The sequence below is a fragment of the Arcanobacterium urinimassiliense genome, assembly GCF_900119495.1.
GTDB lineage: Bacteria > Actinomycetota > Actinomycetes > Actinomycetales > Actinomycetaceae > Arcanobacterium_A > Arcanobacterium_A urinimassiliense.
In genome coordinates this window covers 117,181-131,266 of sequence record NZ_LT632435.1, presented here as the reverse complement: position 1 = coordinate 131,266, position 14,086 = coordinate 117,181, and the positions used below count along the sequence as shown (strand labels likewise).

At 50.0% G+C, this 14,086-nt stretch carries 12 protein-coding genes; 9 read left to right on the top strand and 3 right to left on the bottom strand.

The window, feature by feature from the left end; translation table 11 throughout:
• Positions 1 to 188: 188 nt before the first annotated feature.
• The 3 genes from BQ7117_RS00590 to groL all read left to right on the top strand — a co-directional run bounded on the left by BQ7117_RS00590 (position 189) and on the right by groL (position 3,186).
• Positions 189 to 458, top strand: a complete 270-nt coding sequence (locus tag BQ7117_RS00590; protein WP_073995734.1) for a DUF3263 domain-containing protein — start codon at positions 189 to 191, stop codon at positions 456 to 458.
• Positions 459 to 600: 142 nt separating this feature from the next.
• Positions 601 to 1,224, top strand: coding sequence for a LytR C-terminal domain-containing protein (locus tag BQ7117_RS00585; protein WP_073995733.1), 624 nt, complete (start codon positions 601 to 603; stop codon positions 1,222 to 1,224).
• Positions 1,225 to 1,566: 342 nt separating this feature from the next.
• Positions 1,567 to 3,186 carry a chaperonin GroEL gene (groL, locus tag BQ7117_RS00580; protein WP_073995732.1) on the top strand — a complete coding sequence of 540 codons (1,620 nt, stop codon included), beginning with the start codon at positions 1,567 to 1,569 and terminating at the stop codon, positions 3,184 to 3,186.
• Between the two features lie 116 nt (positions 3,187 to 3,302).
• On the opposite strand, the gene BQ7117_RS00575 is transcribed toward groL, so the two are convergent.
• On the bottom strand, positions 3,303 to 4,799 hold the full coding sequence (locus tag BQ7117_RS00575; protein WP_143273935.1) for an HD domain-containing protein: 1,497 nt from the start codon (positions 4,797 to 4,799) through the stop codon (positions 3,303 to 3,305).
• Between the two features lie 117 nt (positions 4,800 to 4,916).
• Between BQ7117_RS00575 and BQ7117_RS00570 the strand changes: the two genes are divergently transcribed.
• Together BQ7117_RS00570 and BQ7117_RS00565 are read left to right on the top strand one after the other, a co-directional pair.
• The gene (locus BQ7117_RS00570; protein ID WP_084789792.1) at positions 4,917 to 5,741 is read left to right on the top strand and encodes an SDR family NAD(P)-dependent oxidoreductase; all 825 of its coding nucleotides are present in this window, start codon (positions 4,917 to 4,919) and stop codon (positions 5,739 to 5,741) included.
• 11 nt (positions 5,742 to 5,752) lie between these two features.
• Positions 5,753 to 6,610 carry a lysophospholipid acyltransferase family protein gene (locus BQ7117_RS00565; protein ID WP_073995730.1) on the top strand — a complete coding sequence of 286 codons (858 nt, stop codon included), beginning with the start codon at positions 5,753 to 5,755 and terminating at the stop codon, positions 6,608 to 6,610.
• A 76-nt stretch (positions 6,611 to 6,686) separates the two neighbouring features.
• Here BQ7117_RS00565 and BQ7117_RS00560 read toward each other — a convergent pair whose 3' ends face one another.
• Positions 6,687 to 7,406, bottom strand: coding sequence for a PspA/IM30 family protein (locus BQ7117_RS00560; RefSeq protein ID WP_073995729.1), 720 nt, complete (start codon positions 7,404 to 7,406; stop codon positions 6,687 to 6,689).
• Positions 7,407 to 7,479: 73 nt separating this feature from the next.
• Complete coding sequence (locus BQ7117_RS00555; RefSeq protein WP_073995728.1) at positions 7,480 to 9,543, bottom strand: TPM domain-containing protein; 2,064 nt, start codon at positions 9,541 to 9,543, stop codon at positions 7,480 to 7,482.
• Between the two features lie 370 nt (positions 9,544 to 9,913).
• Here BQ7117_RS00555 and BQ7117_RS00550 point away from each other — a divergent pair, with 370 nt between their 5' ends.
• From BQ7117_RS00550 to BQ7117_RS00535, 4 genes are all read left to right on the top strand, one after another.
• Positions 9,914 to 10,300: a cold-shock protein gene (locus tag BQ7117_RS00550; protein WP_084789790.1), complete on the top strand. Its 387-nt coding sequence runs from the start codon at positions 9,914 to 9,916 to the stop codon at positions 10,298 to 10,300.
• Entirely contained in the window at positions 10,293 to 11,096 is an 804-nt protein-coding gene (locus BQ7117_RS00545) for a DUF3027 domain-containing protein (protein WP_073995727.1), read from the top strand. Before BQ7117_RS00550 ends, BQ7117_RS00545 begins: the two co-directional genes overlap by 8 nt.
• Positions 11,097 to 11,110: 14 nt before the next feature.
• Entirely contained in the window at positions 11,111 to 12,352 is a 1,242-nt protein-coding gene (gene manA, locus BQ7117_RS00540) for a mannose-6-phosphate isomerase, class I (protein WP_073995726.1), read from the top strand.
• A 186-nt stretch (positions 12,353 to 12,538) separates the two neighbouring features.
• Positions 12,539 to 14,020: an NCS2 family permease gene (locus BQ7117_RS00535; RefSeq protein ID WP_073995725.1), complete on the top strand. Its 1,482-nt coding sequence runs from the start codon at positions 12,539 to 12,541 to the stop codon at positions 14,018 to 14,020.
• Positions 14,021 to 14,086: the final 66 nt, after the last annotated feature.

Below are 14,086 nucleotides of genomic sequence, written 5' to 3'. Positions count from 1 at the left end.
ACCTAGAAAATTTGTTTGAGTTTTGGGGGTGCCTAGGTGTCTGGGAGCGCGCGTGGCATTTGCGGAAGAAAATTTTTGGAGGTGCTGAGTATTATAAAGAATGAAGCTAGTGCAGAATAGTGAAGCTAGTACAGAATATAGAATAAAGCAGGATAGAGCAGAATAGTCAGCATCGAAAAGGAGGGGAAATGGCCGAGACACCTCGGGGTACTCCAGCAGCGGCGAAGAAGCTGCAAGAGCAGGTGCTGCGTATTGAAAAAAGTTGGTGGAAAATAGCGAATACGCGCGAGCAAGCAATTCGTAAAGAATTGGGTATTTCTCCGCTGCGTTATTATATGATTCTTTCTAAGTTATTAGATGATGCAGATTTTTATTGGCAAGATCCGCAGTTGGTAGATAGATTGCGGGAGCTGCGCCGGGGGCGGCTGGCAGAGCGCGGCCAAGAAGGTGGCAAGTAGCTTCAGCGAAATACGTGCAGAAATGGGTTAGAAATAGCTTAGAAATAGCTTAGAAATAGAAGCCGGAATATGTGAGTTGAAAAACTCCTCTAAAACGGGGCAGCATCGCTGTGAATATGGAAAAAGAAGGTAGGCTAGAGGCGTGGCAGAGAATTACGCAGAAGATGAATTTGACCGCTTAGCAGAAGGCAGAGAAGCGATTGGTGCGCACCGCCGCCAGCCGCGCGTGAGTGCTTGGATGCTGTGGCTAATAGCTATATTGATAATTTCACCTATTGTCGGTATCGTCGGTGGGCAAATACTCAGTAACGATAGCGATGTGACGCGTAATTTGAGTAGTTCGCATTCTTCTGCCCAAAGCAAACAAGCTGAGGCAGATAAGAAAGCCGCTGCTGAAAAAGCCGAAGCTGAAAAGAAAGCGGCAGCTGAGAAGGCGGAAGCTGAAAAGAAAGCGGCGGAAGAAAAAGCCGAAGCAGAGCGAAAAGCTGCCCAGATTCAGCACGATACCTTAGTGCGCGTACTCAATGGACGCGGTGTGCAAGGCCTAGCGGCAGAGCAGGCAGATATTTTGCGCACTGCCGGATATACCACGGTACAAGCTGATAACTACCGCTCCAGTGTTCCTGCCGATTCTACGGTCTACTACGGCACCGAAGATATGAAAGCTACCGCGGAAGACGTAGCGAAGCAGCTGAAAATTACGCAGGTGCAGATGGATCCGGATGCCGTAGGTGGAGCAGGCGGAGTAGCAGTCGTTATTCGATAATTTTTCGGCTGAACATTTTAAGCTGAGCTTTACTTGTATTAGTGCTGAATAATTTGTATTAGTGCCGCCTAGATTAGGAAATTCGGATATTTCCTTGAGCAAACTTGAGCGGCCTTGACTCAAATAAATTTGCTAATGGTGAACATTTTTTCACAAATCGTCTTTTAATCTTGCACTCGCGCGGGAAGAGTGCCAGAATCTAATTAGCACTCAGAGATTGAGAGTGATAATTTCCAGCCGATGAGGAATTATGAAATGCGAGATGTGAACGCAGCAAATGATTCCGTCCGTCGCGGGCATCAGCTGATTTTAATCAACTCCACTAGGAGGAAAATTTAAGATATGGCAAAGTTAATTGCATTTGATGAAGAAGCACGGCGCAGCATGGAGCGGGGATTAGACCTGCTTGCAAACACCGTGAAAGTTACCCTCGGACCTAAAGGCCGGAATGTGGTGCTGGATAAGAAGTGGGGCGCTCCTACCATTACGAATGACGGCGTTTCCATCGCAAAAGAAATTGACCTCGATGATCCGTTTGAAAAGATTGGTGCGGAGCTAGTAAAAGAAGTAGCGAAGAAGACGGACGACGTAGCCGGAGACGGCACCACGACCGCTACGGTACTGGCGCAAGCACTGGTAAAAGAAGGTCTGCGTAATGTGGCCGCTGGAGCTAACCCCATTGCTTTACGCCGGGGCATCGATTTGGCAGTAGAAGCAGTAGTAGAGCAGCTGCTGAAGAACGCAAAAGATGTAGAAACTAAAGAAGAAATTGCCGCTACCGCTGCTATTTCGGCAGGCGATAAAGAAATCGGCGAACTCATTGCCGAAGCTCTCGACAAGGTAGGTAAAGAAGGCGTAGTTACCGTAGAAGAATCCAATACTTTTGGTACTTCGCTGGAGCTTACGGAGGGTATGTCTTTTGATAAGGGCTATCTCTCCCCCTACTTCGTCACCGATCCGGAGCGGCAGGAAGTATCTCTAGAAGATGCTTACATTCTGCTCGTAGAATCCAAGATTTCCAATGTGAAAGATTTGCTGCCGCTGCTGGAGAAAGTAATGCAGAGCGGGAAGCCGCTAGTAATCATTGCGGAAGACGTAGAAGGCGAAGCTTTAGCTACTTTGGTAGTGAATAAGATTCGCGGCACCTTCAAGTCCACGGCTGTGAAAGCACCGGGCTTCGGTGATCGCCGCAAGGAAATGCTCCAGGATATGGCCATTCTTACCGGCGGGCAAGTAATTTCGGAAACTGTGGGACTCACCCTCGAGAATGCCGATTTGGATATGCTCGGTAAGGCTCGCAAGGTAGTGATGACCAAGGACAACACCACTATCGTAGATGGTGCCGGCAAGGCAGAAGATATCGAAGCTCGGGTACACACCATTAAGACGCAGATTGAAAACTCTGATTCGGATTACGATCGGGAGAAGCTGCAGGAGCGTTTGGCGAAGCTCGCCGGCGGTGTAGCAGTGATCCGTTCTGGTGCAGCTACGGAAGTAGAGCTGAAAGAGCGGAAGAATCGTATTGAAGATGCGGTGCTGAATGCGAAGGCAGCTGTAGAAGAAGGAATCGTAGCTGGCGGTGGCGTAGCTTTGCTGCAGGCGATGGATGATGTATTCCCCTCACTGAAGCTGCAGGGCGATGAAGAAACCGGCGCCAATATCGTGCGGGTAGCCGTAACTTCTCCGCTGAAGCAGATTGCGGAAAATGCTGGCCTAGAAGGCGGAGTGGTAGTAGAGAAAGTACGCTCGCTTCCGGCCGGCCAGGGTCTGAATGCTGCTACCGGTGAATACGAAGATTTGCTGGCTGCAGGAGTAAATGATCCGGTGAAGGTGACCCGCTCGGCGCTGCAAAATGCAGCTTCGATTGCTGGCCTCTTCCTCACCACCGAAGCAGTAGTAGCCGATAAGCCGGAACCGCCGGCGGCACCTGCTGCTGGTGATGACGCTGCCGGAATGTACTAAACCTTTCGGCATAGTCTCTGACTAATTTCTAGAAGACCGCAGAGTCGTTTATCGGCTCTGCGGTCTCTTTAATTCTGCAGGTATTTTTTGCTTTAGATATTTTTATAGGTGGCGGCTTAGTAATCAGGTGCTTCTTCCATGGCGTGCACCGGCTCAGTGGAAATTTCGGCCGGGCTATCTGCTGAATCTACCAGCGAGGAAGCGGGGTGCACATTTGCTGGCGTTTCGGGATTCTTCACTTTATCTTCCGCTGTGGAGTCTTTTTCCGCTACTGCATTTTCTGCTATTGGTGCAGCATTTTTTGTGGGTGCAGTGCCTTCCGTGGGTGCAGTGCCTTCATTTGAGCCGCTAATTTTCTTTTGCGCTTCGCTCCCTAGCTTACTACCAGCAGTTTTGGGAAGTCCCGGAGAAAAAGCATCGTCGAGATTCTCCATCGAAGAGCGCGGAGTTTCGGCTTCTTTAATTGCCGCTGCTTCTGCCCGCACCACTTCTTCACTCGTAGCGTCTTCGAAAATATACGCCGGAGTACTTTTCTCAGCCCTGCCTGCTTTTTCTATTCTTTCTACTGATTCTGCAGTATTTTCGCTTACAGTAGATGCGGTGGATGCGGCATTAGCGGCAGTTTTTATTGCCTTTGCTGGCTTGGTGCTCGGCGTAGTCCTCGGTAAAGCCGGATTCTCGCTAGGCTTCATCTCTGTATTCCCAGTTACTTGTTTCGCTGCTGCGGTAGGCACATTGTTTTGGGTAGCTTTAGCAGCCGGTGCAGGAGCTGGAGCCGGCGTCGTTTGCTCTTTAGCTGCGGGTTGTGTGGTAGTTGTGGGTTGGGTGGTATTTTCTGCCCCAGTGGGAATCGAGAGATCGGGCGCGTTTTCTAGTTCAGCTTGTAGGCGTTCTAATTCTGCACTTAGATTTTGCCGAGCTACGTTCTCCCACTGTGCAGCTAGAGGTGAAATAAAAAGCTGCGGGCGCGCTAAAAGTCGGCGCACGATTTCAATTCTTCCCTGGAGAAAGTGCCCTAGTGGAATATGGGAGTATTCTTGGCGCAACTCCGCCAAGTACTTTTTATATTTTTGCGGTTCTACCGCCAGCGAGCCCAGATGTGCATCGCGTAAAGTCACTTGATCCATATCTATTGCCTGAAAAGCACCCGTTTCCTTAGTGGTTAGCTGAGTGTGGGGGCGATTCTTCAGGCTAATAATAAGACCTTGGACGGTGGAGATGGCCTCTTCCGGCATTCCGAGTTGCTGCATTTTTTCTTGCGCTAAATATGCAGAAGCGATTTCGTCTTCTCCGCCGTTACGCGTATAGACCTCCTGATTAGAAGTTGAAAACACGATTCCGTGGAACCAGCAGGCTAAACGCAAATAATCCGGGTGGGAAGTTTCAGAGGAAAGCGTATCTAGGCGCATCAACATATCCAGTAGATGATGAATATCGTGGTGGTATCTATCTGCTTGGCACCAATCGCGCAGCAAGGCTAAGCAACAGGCTTTAATCTGCTCTTCATTTGCTTGTGCGCCGGCGTTCTTTGCTGCTCGTATAAAATTTTGGATAACCCACTGCGGTACATCGCTAAGAGTAATGACGCCTCCTAAATCACGCATGAATGCCATACTATACCTAAAATAAGAAAAACCCGAATTTTTTAGCTAGGAAAATACTTGGCTCGGTACGATTGGGCAAGCGATATATACTAGAGCCGAGTATGCAGGCATATTTCGGGAGGTACCATGGAGATTAAAGATCGAAAATTTTCGAATCCGGCTTCGCTAGCTGCTCAGCCTTGGCAGGGTTGGGCACTAATCACCGGCGGTACCTCCGGTATCGGCTATGAATTTGCGCGGCAACTCGCGCAGCGCGGAATGAATATAGTGCTGGTCGCACGTGACGAAGAAAGACTCCATGCCCGCCGAGCAGAGTTGCAGGAATCCTACCAAGTAGAATGTGAAATCTGTGTGGGAGATTTAGCGGATGCGGCCGCGGTGGCAAAAATAAAAGCGCGGCTTTTGGTGGCAGAAAATCCGATAACTGTATTCGTAAATAACGCCGGATGCGGGCTTTATGCGCGTCTGAGCAGCACAGACTATTCTGAAATTCGCCGCGCGGCCGAAATAATGGGATTGGCACCCATGGAGCTAGGCGGAGCAGCAGCGGTGGCTATGAAAGAACGAGGAGCGGGAGTAATTATTAATACTTCCTCTATTGCTGCCTTGGCGCCGATGGGAGCCTACTCGGCAATTAAAGTTTTGCTAAAAAATTTCTCTGATTCGCTTAGCCTAGAGTTACAAGGCACCGGCGTACAGGTACTTACTTTCTTACCGAGTTGGGTACATACGGAATTCCACGCCCGTACCGGAGTATCTAATTCTTCGATTCCAAGCTGGGTGTGGAAAAACCCAGACGAAGTAGTGGCAGAAGCCCTCGCAGGAGTAGAAAAAGGTAAGAATACGGTGATTCCGGCGCGGCGAATCAGAATGGTGGCTTTTTTGGCCAAGCATCTACCGGATTCGCTCGTGCGCAGAGCCGCCCGTAAACTCAATAAAGGTCGCCGGTGAAAAGAGGAAAAATGAGTAATTTTCGCTTCCAAGAGCCGAAATCTTTAACTGCTGGGTTGCGGAATGCTGTAGAAAATGTAGATAAGCTAAACCCGGAAGAGCCGGCTCTACCGGCTTATCTCAGTGCGCCGCGCCGGCGCCTGCGCGCAGCCGTGCGCCGTTTTTGCACGTCTCCGTTGATTAATCTCTTACTTAGCCCCGAGGTATATGGAAAACAATATGGGGAAGAATTACTGCAGCTGAGTGCCGCTTCTCCTTTTCCCGGTGCCTATATAGTGGTGGCTAATCACTCCTCGCATCTCGATGCGCCGATGCTCTTTGCCCTCCTCCCTTCGGAGATAACGGCTCGGCTCGCCACTGGCGCAGCAGCTGATTATTTTTATAAAAATCGCGTGGTGGCCGCTTTGACGTCACTTTTCTTTAATACGTACCCCGTAAAGCGTCACCGCCAACCAGAAAATCTGGCCACCCCGAATTCGGGCGCTCCGAATCCAGCCTCCCCGAATCCAGCCGCTCCAAGTGACGCTAATAAAAAAATACCGGGCTTTAGCGAACAGTTGCTGCGCGCCGGAGTGCCGATTTTACTTTTTCCCGAAGGCACCCGCTCCCGCAGTGGAAAACTAGGTGAATTCCACTCCGGTGCAGCGGCTTTGGCTCAGCAACTCGAAATTCCGATATTGCCGGTGGCAATGCGCGGTGGGCGCGACGCGATGCCCGTCGGGGCAAAATTTCCAAAGCTAGGGAAAAATCCGGTAGAGATGCATATAGGCCAGCCTTTATTGGGGCAGCCAGGCGAAACTGCTACTGATTTTACTGCGCGCCTCAAAGAAGCAATTGCCACGCTCATAGGCGCCGATATAGAAGGCTGATATAGGCGTCAATCTAGCTTCTGATATAAGCGCCAATCTAGACGCCGACTGAACCTAATAGAAAAATCTTTAAATCTCAGAGATCTTCTGACTTTAATTTTTCTAGCCGGGCAGCGACTTCAGCTTGTTCGGTGTTGTCTCCCAGCTCGGCAAATTGACTTTCCAAAGACGTGATCGCCACTTCTTCTCGCCCTGCTGCCACGGCTTCTTCGCGGCGAATCTTATCTTCAAAACGCCCTAATTCCGAGGTAGGATCGAGCACATTGACAGCGGCAAGAGCATCGTGTACTTGGTTCTGCGCCTGCACTGACTTCTGACGCGCCACCAACTCATCGCGTTTATTTTTTAGATCCTCTAGCTTGCCGCGCATTGAATTTAAACCGTCTTTTAGTTTTTCCACCACGGCGCGCTGCGACTCAATCAAAGGCTCAGCTGCTTTTGCCTCTTTTTCCGCTTGAATTTGCCGCTCTAAAGCTAGCTTAGCTAAGTTATTGAACTTCTCAGCAGCTTCGGCGTTGCCGCTCGCTTCCATCTCGTGGAATTTCTTTACGGCAGCTGCGGCCTTATTTCCCCACTCGGTGGCGGCGCGCAAGTCTTCAGCGTGATCTGCTTCAGCAAGGCGTAGATTTCCGATAGTCACCGCTATGGCATCTTCTGCTTCGGCAATAGAATTTGTATAATCGCGCACCATCTGGTCGAGCATTTTTTGTGGATCTTCTGCCTGATCTAGCAGGGCATTGATATTAGCTTTCGCCAGTTGCCCAATTCTTCCTAGAATCGATTGCTTCTCTGCCATGGTAGTAGACCTTTCCTGAAGTAATTTTACGTTTCCTATTTTACGGGAAATCTGCTCCTAGTGGAGATACTTCCTAAAATCCCTTTCTGCCGCCCGAGCCTCCAAAGCTACTCGAGCCGCCAAAATTACCTGAACCGCCGAAGCTCCCGGAGCCACCAAAGTTTCCGCTGCCACCCCAGGTAGAGTTTCCAGAATTAAATATGCCATTGAAGATGGAGGAAAGTATTACTCCGGCTACCACTCCATCCATATTTCCATTTTTAGATCCGCTATTGCTATTATCCGCAGCTGTTTGCACTGAATCCATAGCTGCTGCTAGGGCCTGCTGAGCCTCGGTTTGTGCAGTTTTATACAGCTCTAGCTGCTCAGATAGTTCGGCAGTTGCTGCCGCTGCCTGCGTCTGATGAGCGCGCGCCAGCAGAGTGCGCCCGCGATTATCTACTCCGGCACGGTGGCTATTAATAAAATCTTCTGCAGCTGCCAATGCCTTTTCGCTCTGTGCTGCGGCACTTTCAATATGTGCTTGTAGCCGCCGGCGTGCCTCTGCTTCTTCCCGTACATTCTCTAATGCGGCATCCAAATTTATTTCTGCGTTTTCCAGCTCTTCATTCAGCTCTAGCAAATCGATTCCGGAGTTATCCTGCACGGCTGGGCGGGCCTTCTCTAATATCGCTTGCGCTGCCGCCTGCGCTTGCAAGATATTTTTCTCCGCCTGCGGTAGCTGATTGGCGTAGTCTACGTCTTCCTGTAAAGAAGCGATATTAGCCTTTAACTCCGCTGTGGCTTTCCCAAGTTTTTCGGGTGCCGCTAGCAGCCGTTTCCGCAGCTTTTCTGCTTGTTGCAGACTCTCTCCGGCCATCCGCACATAAGGCACAGCGGCATTGTGCTTATTCTCCTGTAGCTGATTCTGTGCCTCTGCCAAGGCTTTTTCTCCCGCCTCGAGTAGCATCGTAATCTGTTGCGGGTAGTTGCGCAGCGGAGCTACCAAAACTTCATTTCCGCTACCTTCTAAATGAGAAATTTCCGCTTCTAAATGCGGTAGATCTGCCTGCACTTCCTTTAAGCGTTCTGCCAATTCAGCGGCCTTTTCTCCAGCGTGCTCCGCCAGATCGCGCAGTCTCTGCACCGCGGCTTCTTGCTCCTGTAGCTCTGTAAGCGCACTATCTACCAAAGCTAAAATTTCGCTATTCATCTGCCACTGCTGTTGGGGGCTCTCCGGATAAGCATCTCCGAGCGCTGTGCGCAGCGTAAAAGCTTTCTCTAATTTCTTTTGAGCGCTTGCCAGCGTAGCTGCATATTCTTGTGTATCTTGTATGCCAAATTCGGCGCGCGCAAATTCTAGCTCTGCTTGGGCATCGCGTACGGCGTCATCTGCTCGTAATAGCTCGGCGCTGGCGCGCCGGGAAAGTTCTGCTAAAGTTTCTGGCTTGGTGGCAGATTTTTTCTTATTGGCCGCTTCCGTTTTTGCCCCCGCTCCCGAATTTTTCTTGCGGCGCAGATAGAGGAAGATACCAATTCCCGCAGCTCCTCCTGCAAGTAAAAATATCGGCATACTGAAGCTGGAAGAACCCGTGGGGCCGTTATTGTAGAATTTGTGCACATTTTCTGCAATAAGCAGCACGCCTTCTTGCCACTTTCCAGCACTGAAAAGATCGAGCACATCGGCGTTAGTGGCGCGATCTATTATTTTCGTGGTGACGCCGTTTTCACTTCCTCCGGTCCAGTAGGAAAGTTCTGAGGTGCCCACCGAAATAACTATTAAGCCGTCGTGTGAATCTAAGCGGGAACGCTGGAAAGTTTCTTTCGCCCACTGCTCTCCTTCCCACCGTTTTCCATCGGCACTTTCATAATTTTTTACTAGCACTATCCACAAATCTTTTCCGGGAATTTTTTGCAGTGCCGCCGTCACGGCTTCTTTATCGGAGATTACTCCCGCCGCATCGGTAAAATTACTTTTCAAATCGAGTGGTTCTTCGCTGTGCAGTTTTCCGCTTGGATTGAAGGTTCTTAAAGTAGCGGTGTGCGAATTATCTGCACTTAGATCAGCACCTAGGCTATCGGCACTTGCTACCGACAGCGGCACCCCACCTAAAGTGAACGCAAGGAGGAAGAGGGAAAATTTTTGCCGAATATTCATATTGATACCTGCACAATTATGCGTAAACGCTGTTTTCAATGGGTTGTATTTTATTCTTCATTTTAACGCACCTTTATTGTTGGCGGGGCAGAGTAGAAAGGGTAAACGGAAGTGGAGAGCGTGGATTTGAGTGCGGGAATTTGAGTGTGGGGCTTGAGCGAAGGATTTGAACGTGGAGCTTAAGTAAGGGACTTGCGCGAGAGCTTTGAAAGAGTAGAAGTAGGAATAACTAGCAGTAGGTAGAATAGAGAAGATAAATACGTCAGTTTCCCCGGCCTTCGCTTTCGATATATGATTATAGAAGCTGCGCTGGCGGGCGGAAGGTAAAGTAGTTTTTAGATTGCGCGCCCCGCAGGAAATACTTTGAGAAATGGAGAGAAAAGTGCCCACCGGAAAAGTGAAGTTCTTTGATGAAAAGAAGGGCTTTGGTTTTATTACTGGCGAAGACGGCCGAGAAGTTTATTTACCGAAAAGCGCGGTACCGCTAGGAGCGCGTTTGCGCCCCGGTACGCTTGTGGAATACGGCTTGGGAGATACCCGGCGCGGGCAGGCAGCTCTGCAGGTATCAGTGATTAAAAAAGAAGAATCGTTGGCGGAGAAGAACCGGCGCAGTCCAGAGGAAATTCTGCCGTTAATCGAAGACTTAATTAAGATACTGGATAGATCTACTGATCAGTTACGGCGCGGTCGTTACCCAGAAGGGGGCGCGCGGATAGCTGCTGGGCTGCGGGCACTCGCAGAGGATTTTGATGTCTGAACGAAGAATTGCACCTAAGGCGAAACTGCCGAAAGAAAAACTGCTTGCAGAAGCAGTTGATTTAGCGCGGGAAGCTCTCCTGAGCGTGACTGCTGAGGAAAATATCGGAGCGCATGCGGGAGTACTACAAGAAGATGTGCGGGTAGTTTCGCATGCCTTTATTTGCCTTTTGCCTGGTTACTCTGGGTGGTTTTGGACAGTTACTTTAGTGAGAGCTGCTCATAAAAAAGAAGTGACGGTAAATGAAGTGGCCTTGCTGCCCGGGGAAGAGGCTCTTTTAGCTCCAGATTGGACCCCGTGGGCTGATCGGCTGCGCCCGGAAGATGTAGATCCCGAAGATCGCCTCCCCTATAACCCAGATGATTCTAATTTAGAGCCTATCGAATCTGACCTAGTTGAGTTGCAGGAAAGCTATGGTGAAACGGGTGTAGATATGGATGCGGCCGCGCAATGGGAGCTAGGCCTAGGGCGGGAACGCGTACTTTCGGCAAAGGGGCGCGCTGCAGCTTTTAAGCGCTGGTACAATTCTGATGCAGGCGCCAATACGAAAGCAGTGCGAGATGCAGGAAAATCCTGCTCTACCTGTGGATATTTAATGAAAATGGCTGGCTCGGCGCGGGGAGTATTCGGCGTTTGTGCCAATGAATGGTCAGCTTTTGACGGTCGAGTAGTTTCCCTCGATCACGGCTGCGGTTCCCATTCAGAGACGGATATTAAGAAGCGCACCACGCTTTGGCAGCAGTCAGAGCCAGTATTGAACGAGGCAGATTTAGAAATACTGCGTTATCGCGAATAAGAAGCGAGCAGTAAATGAAGCAACTGCAAGGTAGAGTGCGCGATTATGCGTGGGGTTCTTTCCAAGCGATTCCGGAGTTTTTTGGCTATCCGCCAGCCGATTACCCTTTAGCGGAATTGTGGTTAGGTACTCATCCGGCAGCTTCGAGTTATATTACGGAAGACCCACAGGCCCTAGCTTTAGCTTCGGTAAATCCGGAGCCGGATGATTTAGACCGGCAAAGTCTGCGCGATTATCTTTTGACTGGTTCTGAGTGGTTGCTTGGGCCAGAGGTACAGCGGCAATTTGGGCAGGAATTACCGTATTTATTAAAACTGATTGCTCCACAGCGCCCGCTTTCTCTGCAAGTACACCCGTCAGCTGCGCAGGCAGAGCTGGGGTATCGTCGGGAAAATGCGCAGGGAATTTTACTTAGCTCCCCGCAGCGTAACTATCGAGATAAGAATCATAAACCGGAATTAGTTTATGCTTTGGATCGTTTTGAAGCTCTGGCTGGTTTTCGCTCTCCGCGGCGTATTCGGGAAGTGTTGGAGGGCTTAGATACGGAAATCACGCAAAAAATGCTAAAACTACTGGTAGAGCTACCAGCAGGAACTGGAGTGGGCGCAGTATTTAAGTATTTATTGGATAGGGAAAGCCGCCCGTCTCCGGAGCAAATAGCGGAAGTAGTGGCAGCCTGTGCAGCGCGAAATCCCGCCGAATCGCCTTCCCGGCGCGCAGATGCAATTGTGCAGTTATTGGCAAAATATTATCCGGAAGATCCGGGGGTAGTAGTGTCTTTACTGCTCAATCCGGTTACTTTGCAGCCAGGGGAAGCGCTCTATATTCCTATCGGCATGGTACACGCTTATTTACGGGGAATGGGTGTGGAGATAATGGCAAATTCCGATAATGTCTTGCGGGCGGGGCTCACGGAGAAGCACGTAGATGTATACGAACTTTTACAAGTGGTAGATATGCTGGCTGCGCCGCCAATTAGAATCGCCCCCGAGCAAATATCTCCTGTGCAGGCTACCTACTATGCGCCGGTGCGCGATTTTGAACTATCGGTGATTACGGTAGAAGAAAATCAAGGTGTGCAACGGCTCCGCAACGCTGGACCGCGAATTATTTTTGGTTTGGCGGGTGAGATTACGCTCTGTACGGCGGCGGAACGCCGGGTATTGAAAAAAGGGCAAGCGGTATTTCTGGGACTGCAAGACGGAGAGATTGATATTTTTGGTTCCGGAAAAGCCGTCCAGGCGGATGTGCCTTAAAATAATGGCCATAAAATAATGGCCATAAAATAATAGGCCTTAAGATGATGCGCCGGAGAGCAAGGCACTGATTTTGGTTGTAAGCGCCGCCACTTTTCCCTGCATTTATCTCATAATTTGAGAAAATTTATCTTAAAAAGATTAAATAGACGAGAAAGAGCGCTTTTCTCGCCTACTATTGCAAAGGTGAATACAACTAAGGAAGCTGCTTCTAAGCAGAATGCAAAAGTAAAAGATAACTGGTTAGTTTCGTTTTTCCACATTAAAGAGCGTAATTCTACAATCGGGCGGGAAGTGCGCGGCGGTTTCGTCACCTTCCTCTCGATGGTATATATCCTCGTCTTAAATCCGATTATTCTTTCTGGCCCCGATTCTACCGGCGGTTTTCTCGGAGGCGGTTCGGAAGCTAATATTCCGGCCATCGCTGCTGCTACTGCCCTAGTAGCTGGTGTAATGACCATTCTGATGGGTGCGGCGGCGAATTTCCCTCTCGCTCTGGCTGCTGGCCTGGGCTTGAATTCCGTAGTAGCTTACACAATTGTGCAGCTTCCTGGTATGACCTGGGCAGACGGTATGGGCGTAATCGTGCTAGAAGGTATCGTAATTGTACTTCTAGTGCTCACCGGCCTGCGCGAAGCAATTTTCCGGGCGATTCCTAAATTCCTGCGTACCGCTATTTCCGTAGGTATTGGTCTTTTCGTGGCTTTAGTAGGTTTCGCTAATGCTGGCATCGTCAAAGGCAATAAAGAAGGCCCGACCTTAATGAATTTCGGCAACGCCGGTTCTATTGATACTTGGCCACTAGTGGTATTTATTCTCGGCGCCTTCATTACCCTGGTACTCATGCTGCGCAAGATTCCAGGTGCAATTCTTCTCGGTATTCTCTCCTCCACAATAATTGCGTTCATTGCGGAAGCGGTGGGGGGAATCGGCCCGAAAGGTGAAGAAAATCTAGGTGGTTGGGCTGGTTCGGTGCCGACCATCTCCGATTCGCTAGTGCAGTTTCCTCAGTTCTCCACGCTCGGTCAGTTCTCACTGATCGGCCCCTTCCAGAAGCTCGGCGTAATTGCCGTGGTAGTGCTGGCTTTCTCTGTAATGCTGGCCGATTTCTTCGACACCATGGGTACCATGGTAGCAGTGGCTTCCGAAGGTGATTTACTCGATGCAGACGGCAATCCGCCACGTACACGAGCCATTCTGCTCATCGATTCCATCGCCGCAATTGCAGGAGGTATGGGTGGCGTTTCCTCCAATACCTCATTCGTAGAATCGACTTCGGGTGTGGCTGACGGAGCTCGCACCGGCTTGGCTTCGGTAGTCACCGGAATTCTTTTCCTACTCTCCACGTTCCTAGCTCCACTCGTATCGCTAGTACCGAGTGAAGCTGCAGCTACGGCGTTGGTAGCGGTAGGTGTGCTTATGGTGCGTTCCGTAGGCGATATTACCTGGGATGATTTCTCCGCTGCGGTACCGGCATTCTTCACAATTGTGTTTATGCCTTTCGGATACTCGATCACGGTGGGTATCGGTGCGGGCTTCATTAGCTACGTCATTATGAAAGTAGCGGCTGGGCAGGCCCGGAAGGTACATCCACTTATGTGGGTTGTGGCAGTAATGTTCGTGCTCTACTTCGTAATGGGCCCCATTCAGCAGCTACTTTTTAGCTGATTAGCTTAGCTTATTGCGTGGTTTAGCTAATTTGCACGGGCTTAATTTAAATCCCTGATATTACGG

What these genes read in the sequence shown, in the direction of transcription:
- BQ7117_RS00590 (WP_073995734.1), top strand. Translation starts at nt 189, where the DNA reads ATGGCCGAGACACCTCGGGGTACTCCAGCAGCGGCGAAGAAGCTGCAA.
- groL (WP_073995732.1), top strand. Translation starts at nt 1,567, where the DNA reads ATGGCAAAGTTAATTGCATTTGATGAAGAAGCACGGCGCAGCATGGAG.
- BQ7117_RS00575 (WP_143273935.1), bottom strand. Translation starts at nt 4,799, where the DNA reads ATGGCATTCATGCGTGATTTAGGAGGCGTCATTACTCTTAGCGATGTA.
- BQ7117_RS00570 (WP_084789792.1), top strand. Translation starts at nt 4,917, where the DNA reads ATGGAGATTAAAGATCGAAAATTTTCGAATCCGGCTTCGCTAGCTGCT.
- BQ7117_RS00565 (WP_073995730.1), top strand. Translation starts at nt 5,753, where the DNA reads ATGAGTAATTTTCGCTTCCAAGAGCCGAAATCTTTAACTGCTGGGTTG.
- BQ7117_RS00560 (WP_073995729.1), bottom strand. Translation starts at nt 7,406, where the DNA reads ATGGCAGAGAAGCAATCGATTCTAGGAAGAATTGGGCAACTGGCGAAA.
- BQ7117_RS00555 (WP_073995728.1), bottom strand. Translation starts at nt 9,543, where the DNA reads ATGAATATTCGGCAAAAATTTTCCCTCTTCCTCCTTGCGTTCACTTTA.
- BQ7117_RS00550 (WP_084789790.1), top strand. Translation starts at nt 9,914, where the DNA reads ATGGAGAGAAAAGTGCCCACCGGAAAAGTGAAGTTCTTTGATGAAAAG.
- BQ7117_RS00545 (WP_073995727.1), top strand. Translation starts at nt 10,293, where the DNA reads ATGTCTGAACGAAGAATTGCACCTAAGGCGAAACTGCCGAAAGAAAAA.
- manA (WP_073995726.1), top strand. Translation starts at nt 11,111, where the DNA reads ATGAAGCAACTGCAAGGTAGAGTGCGCGATTATGCGTGGGGTTCTTTC.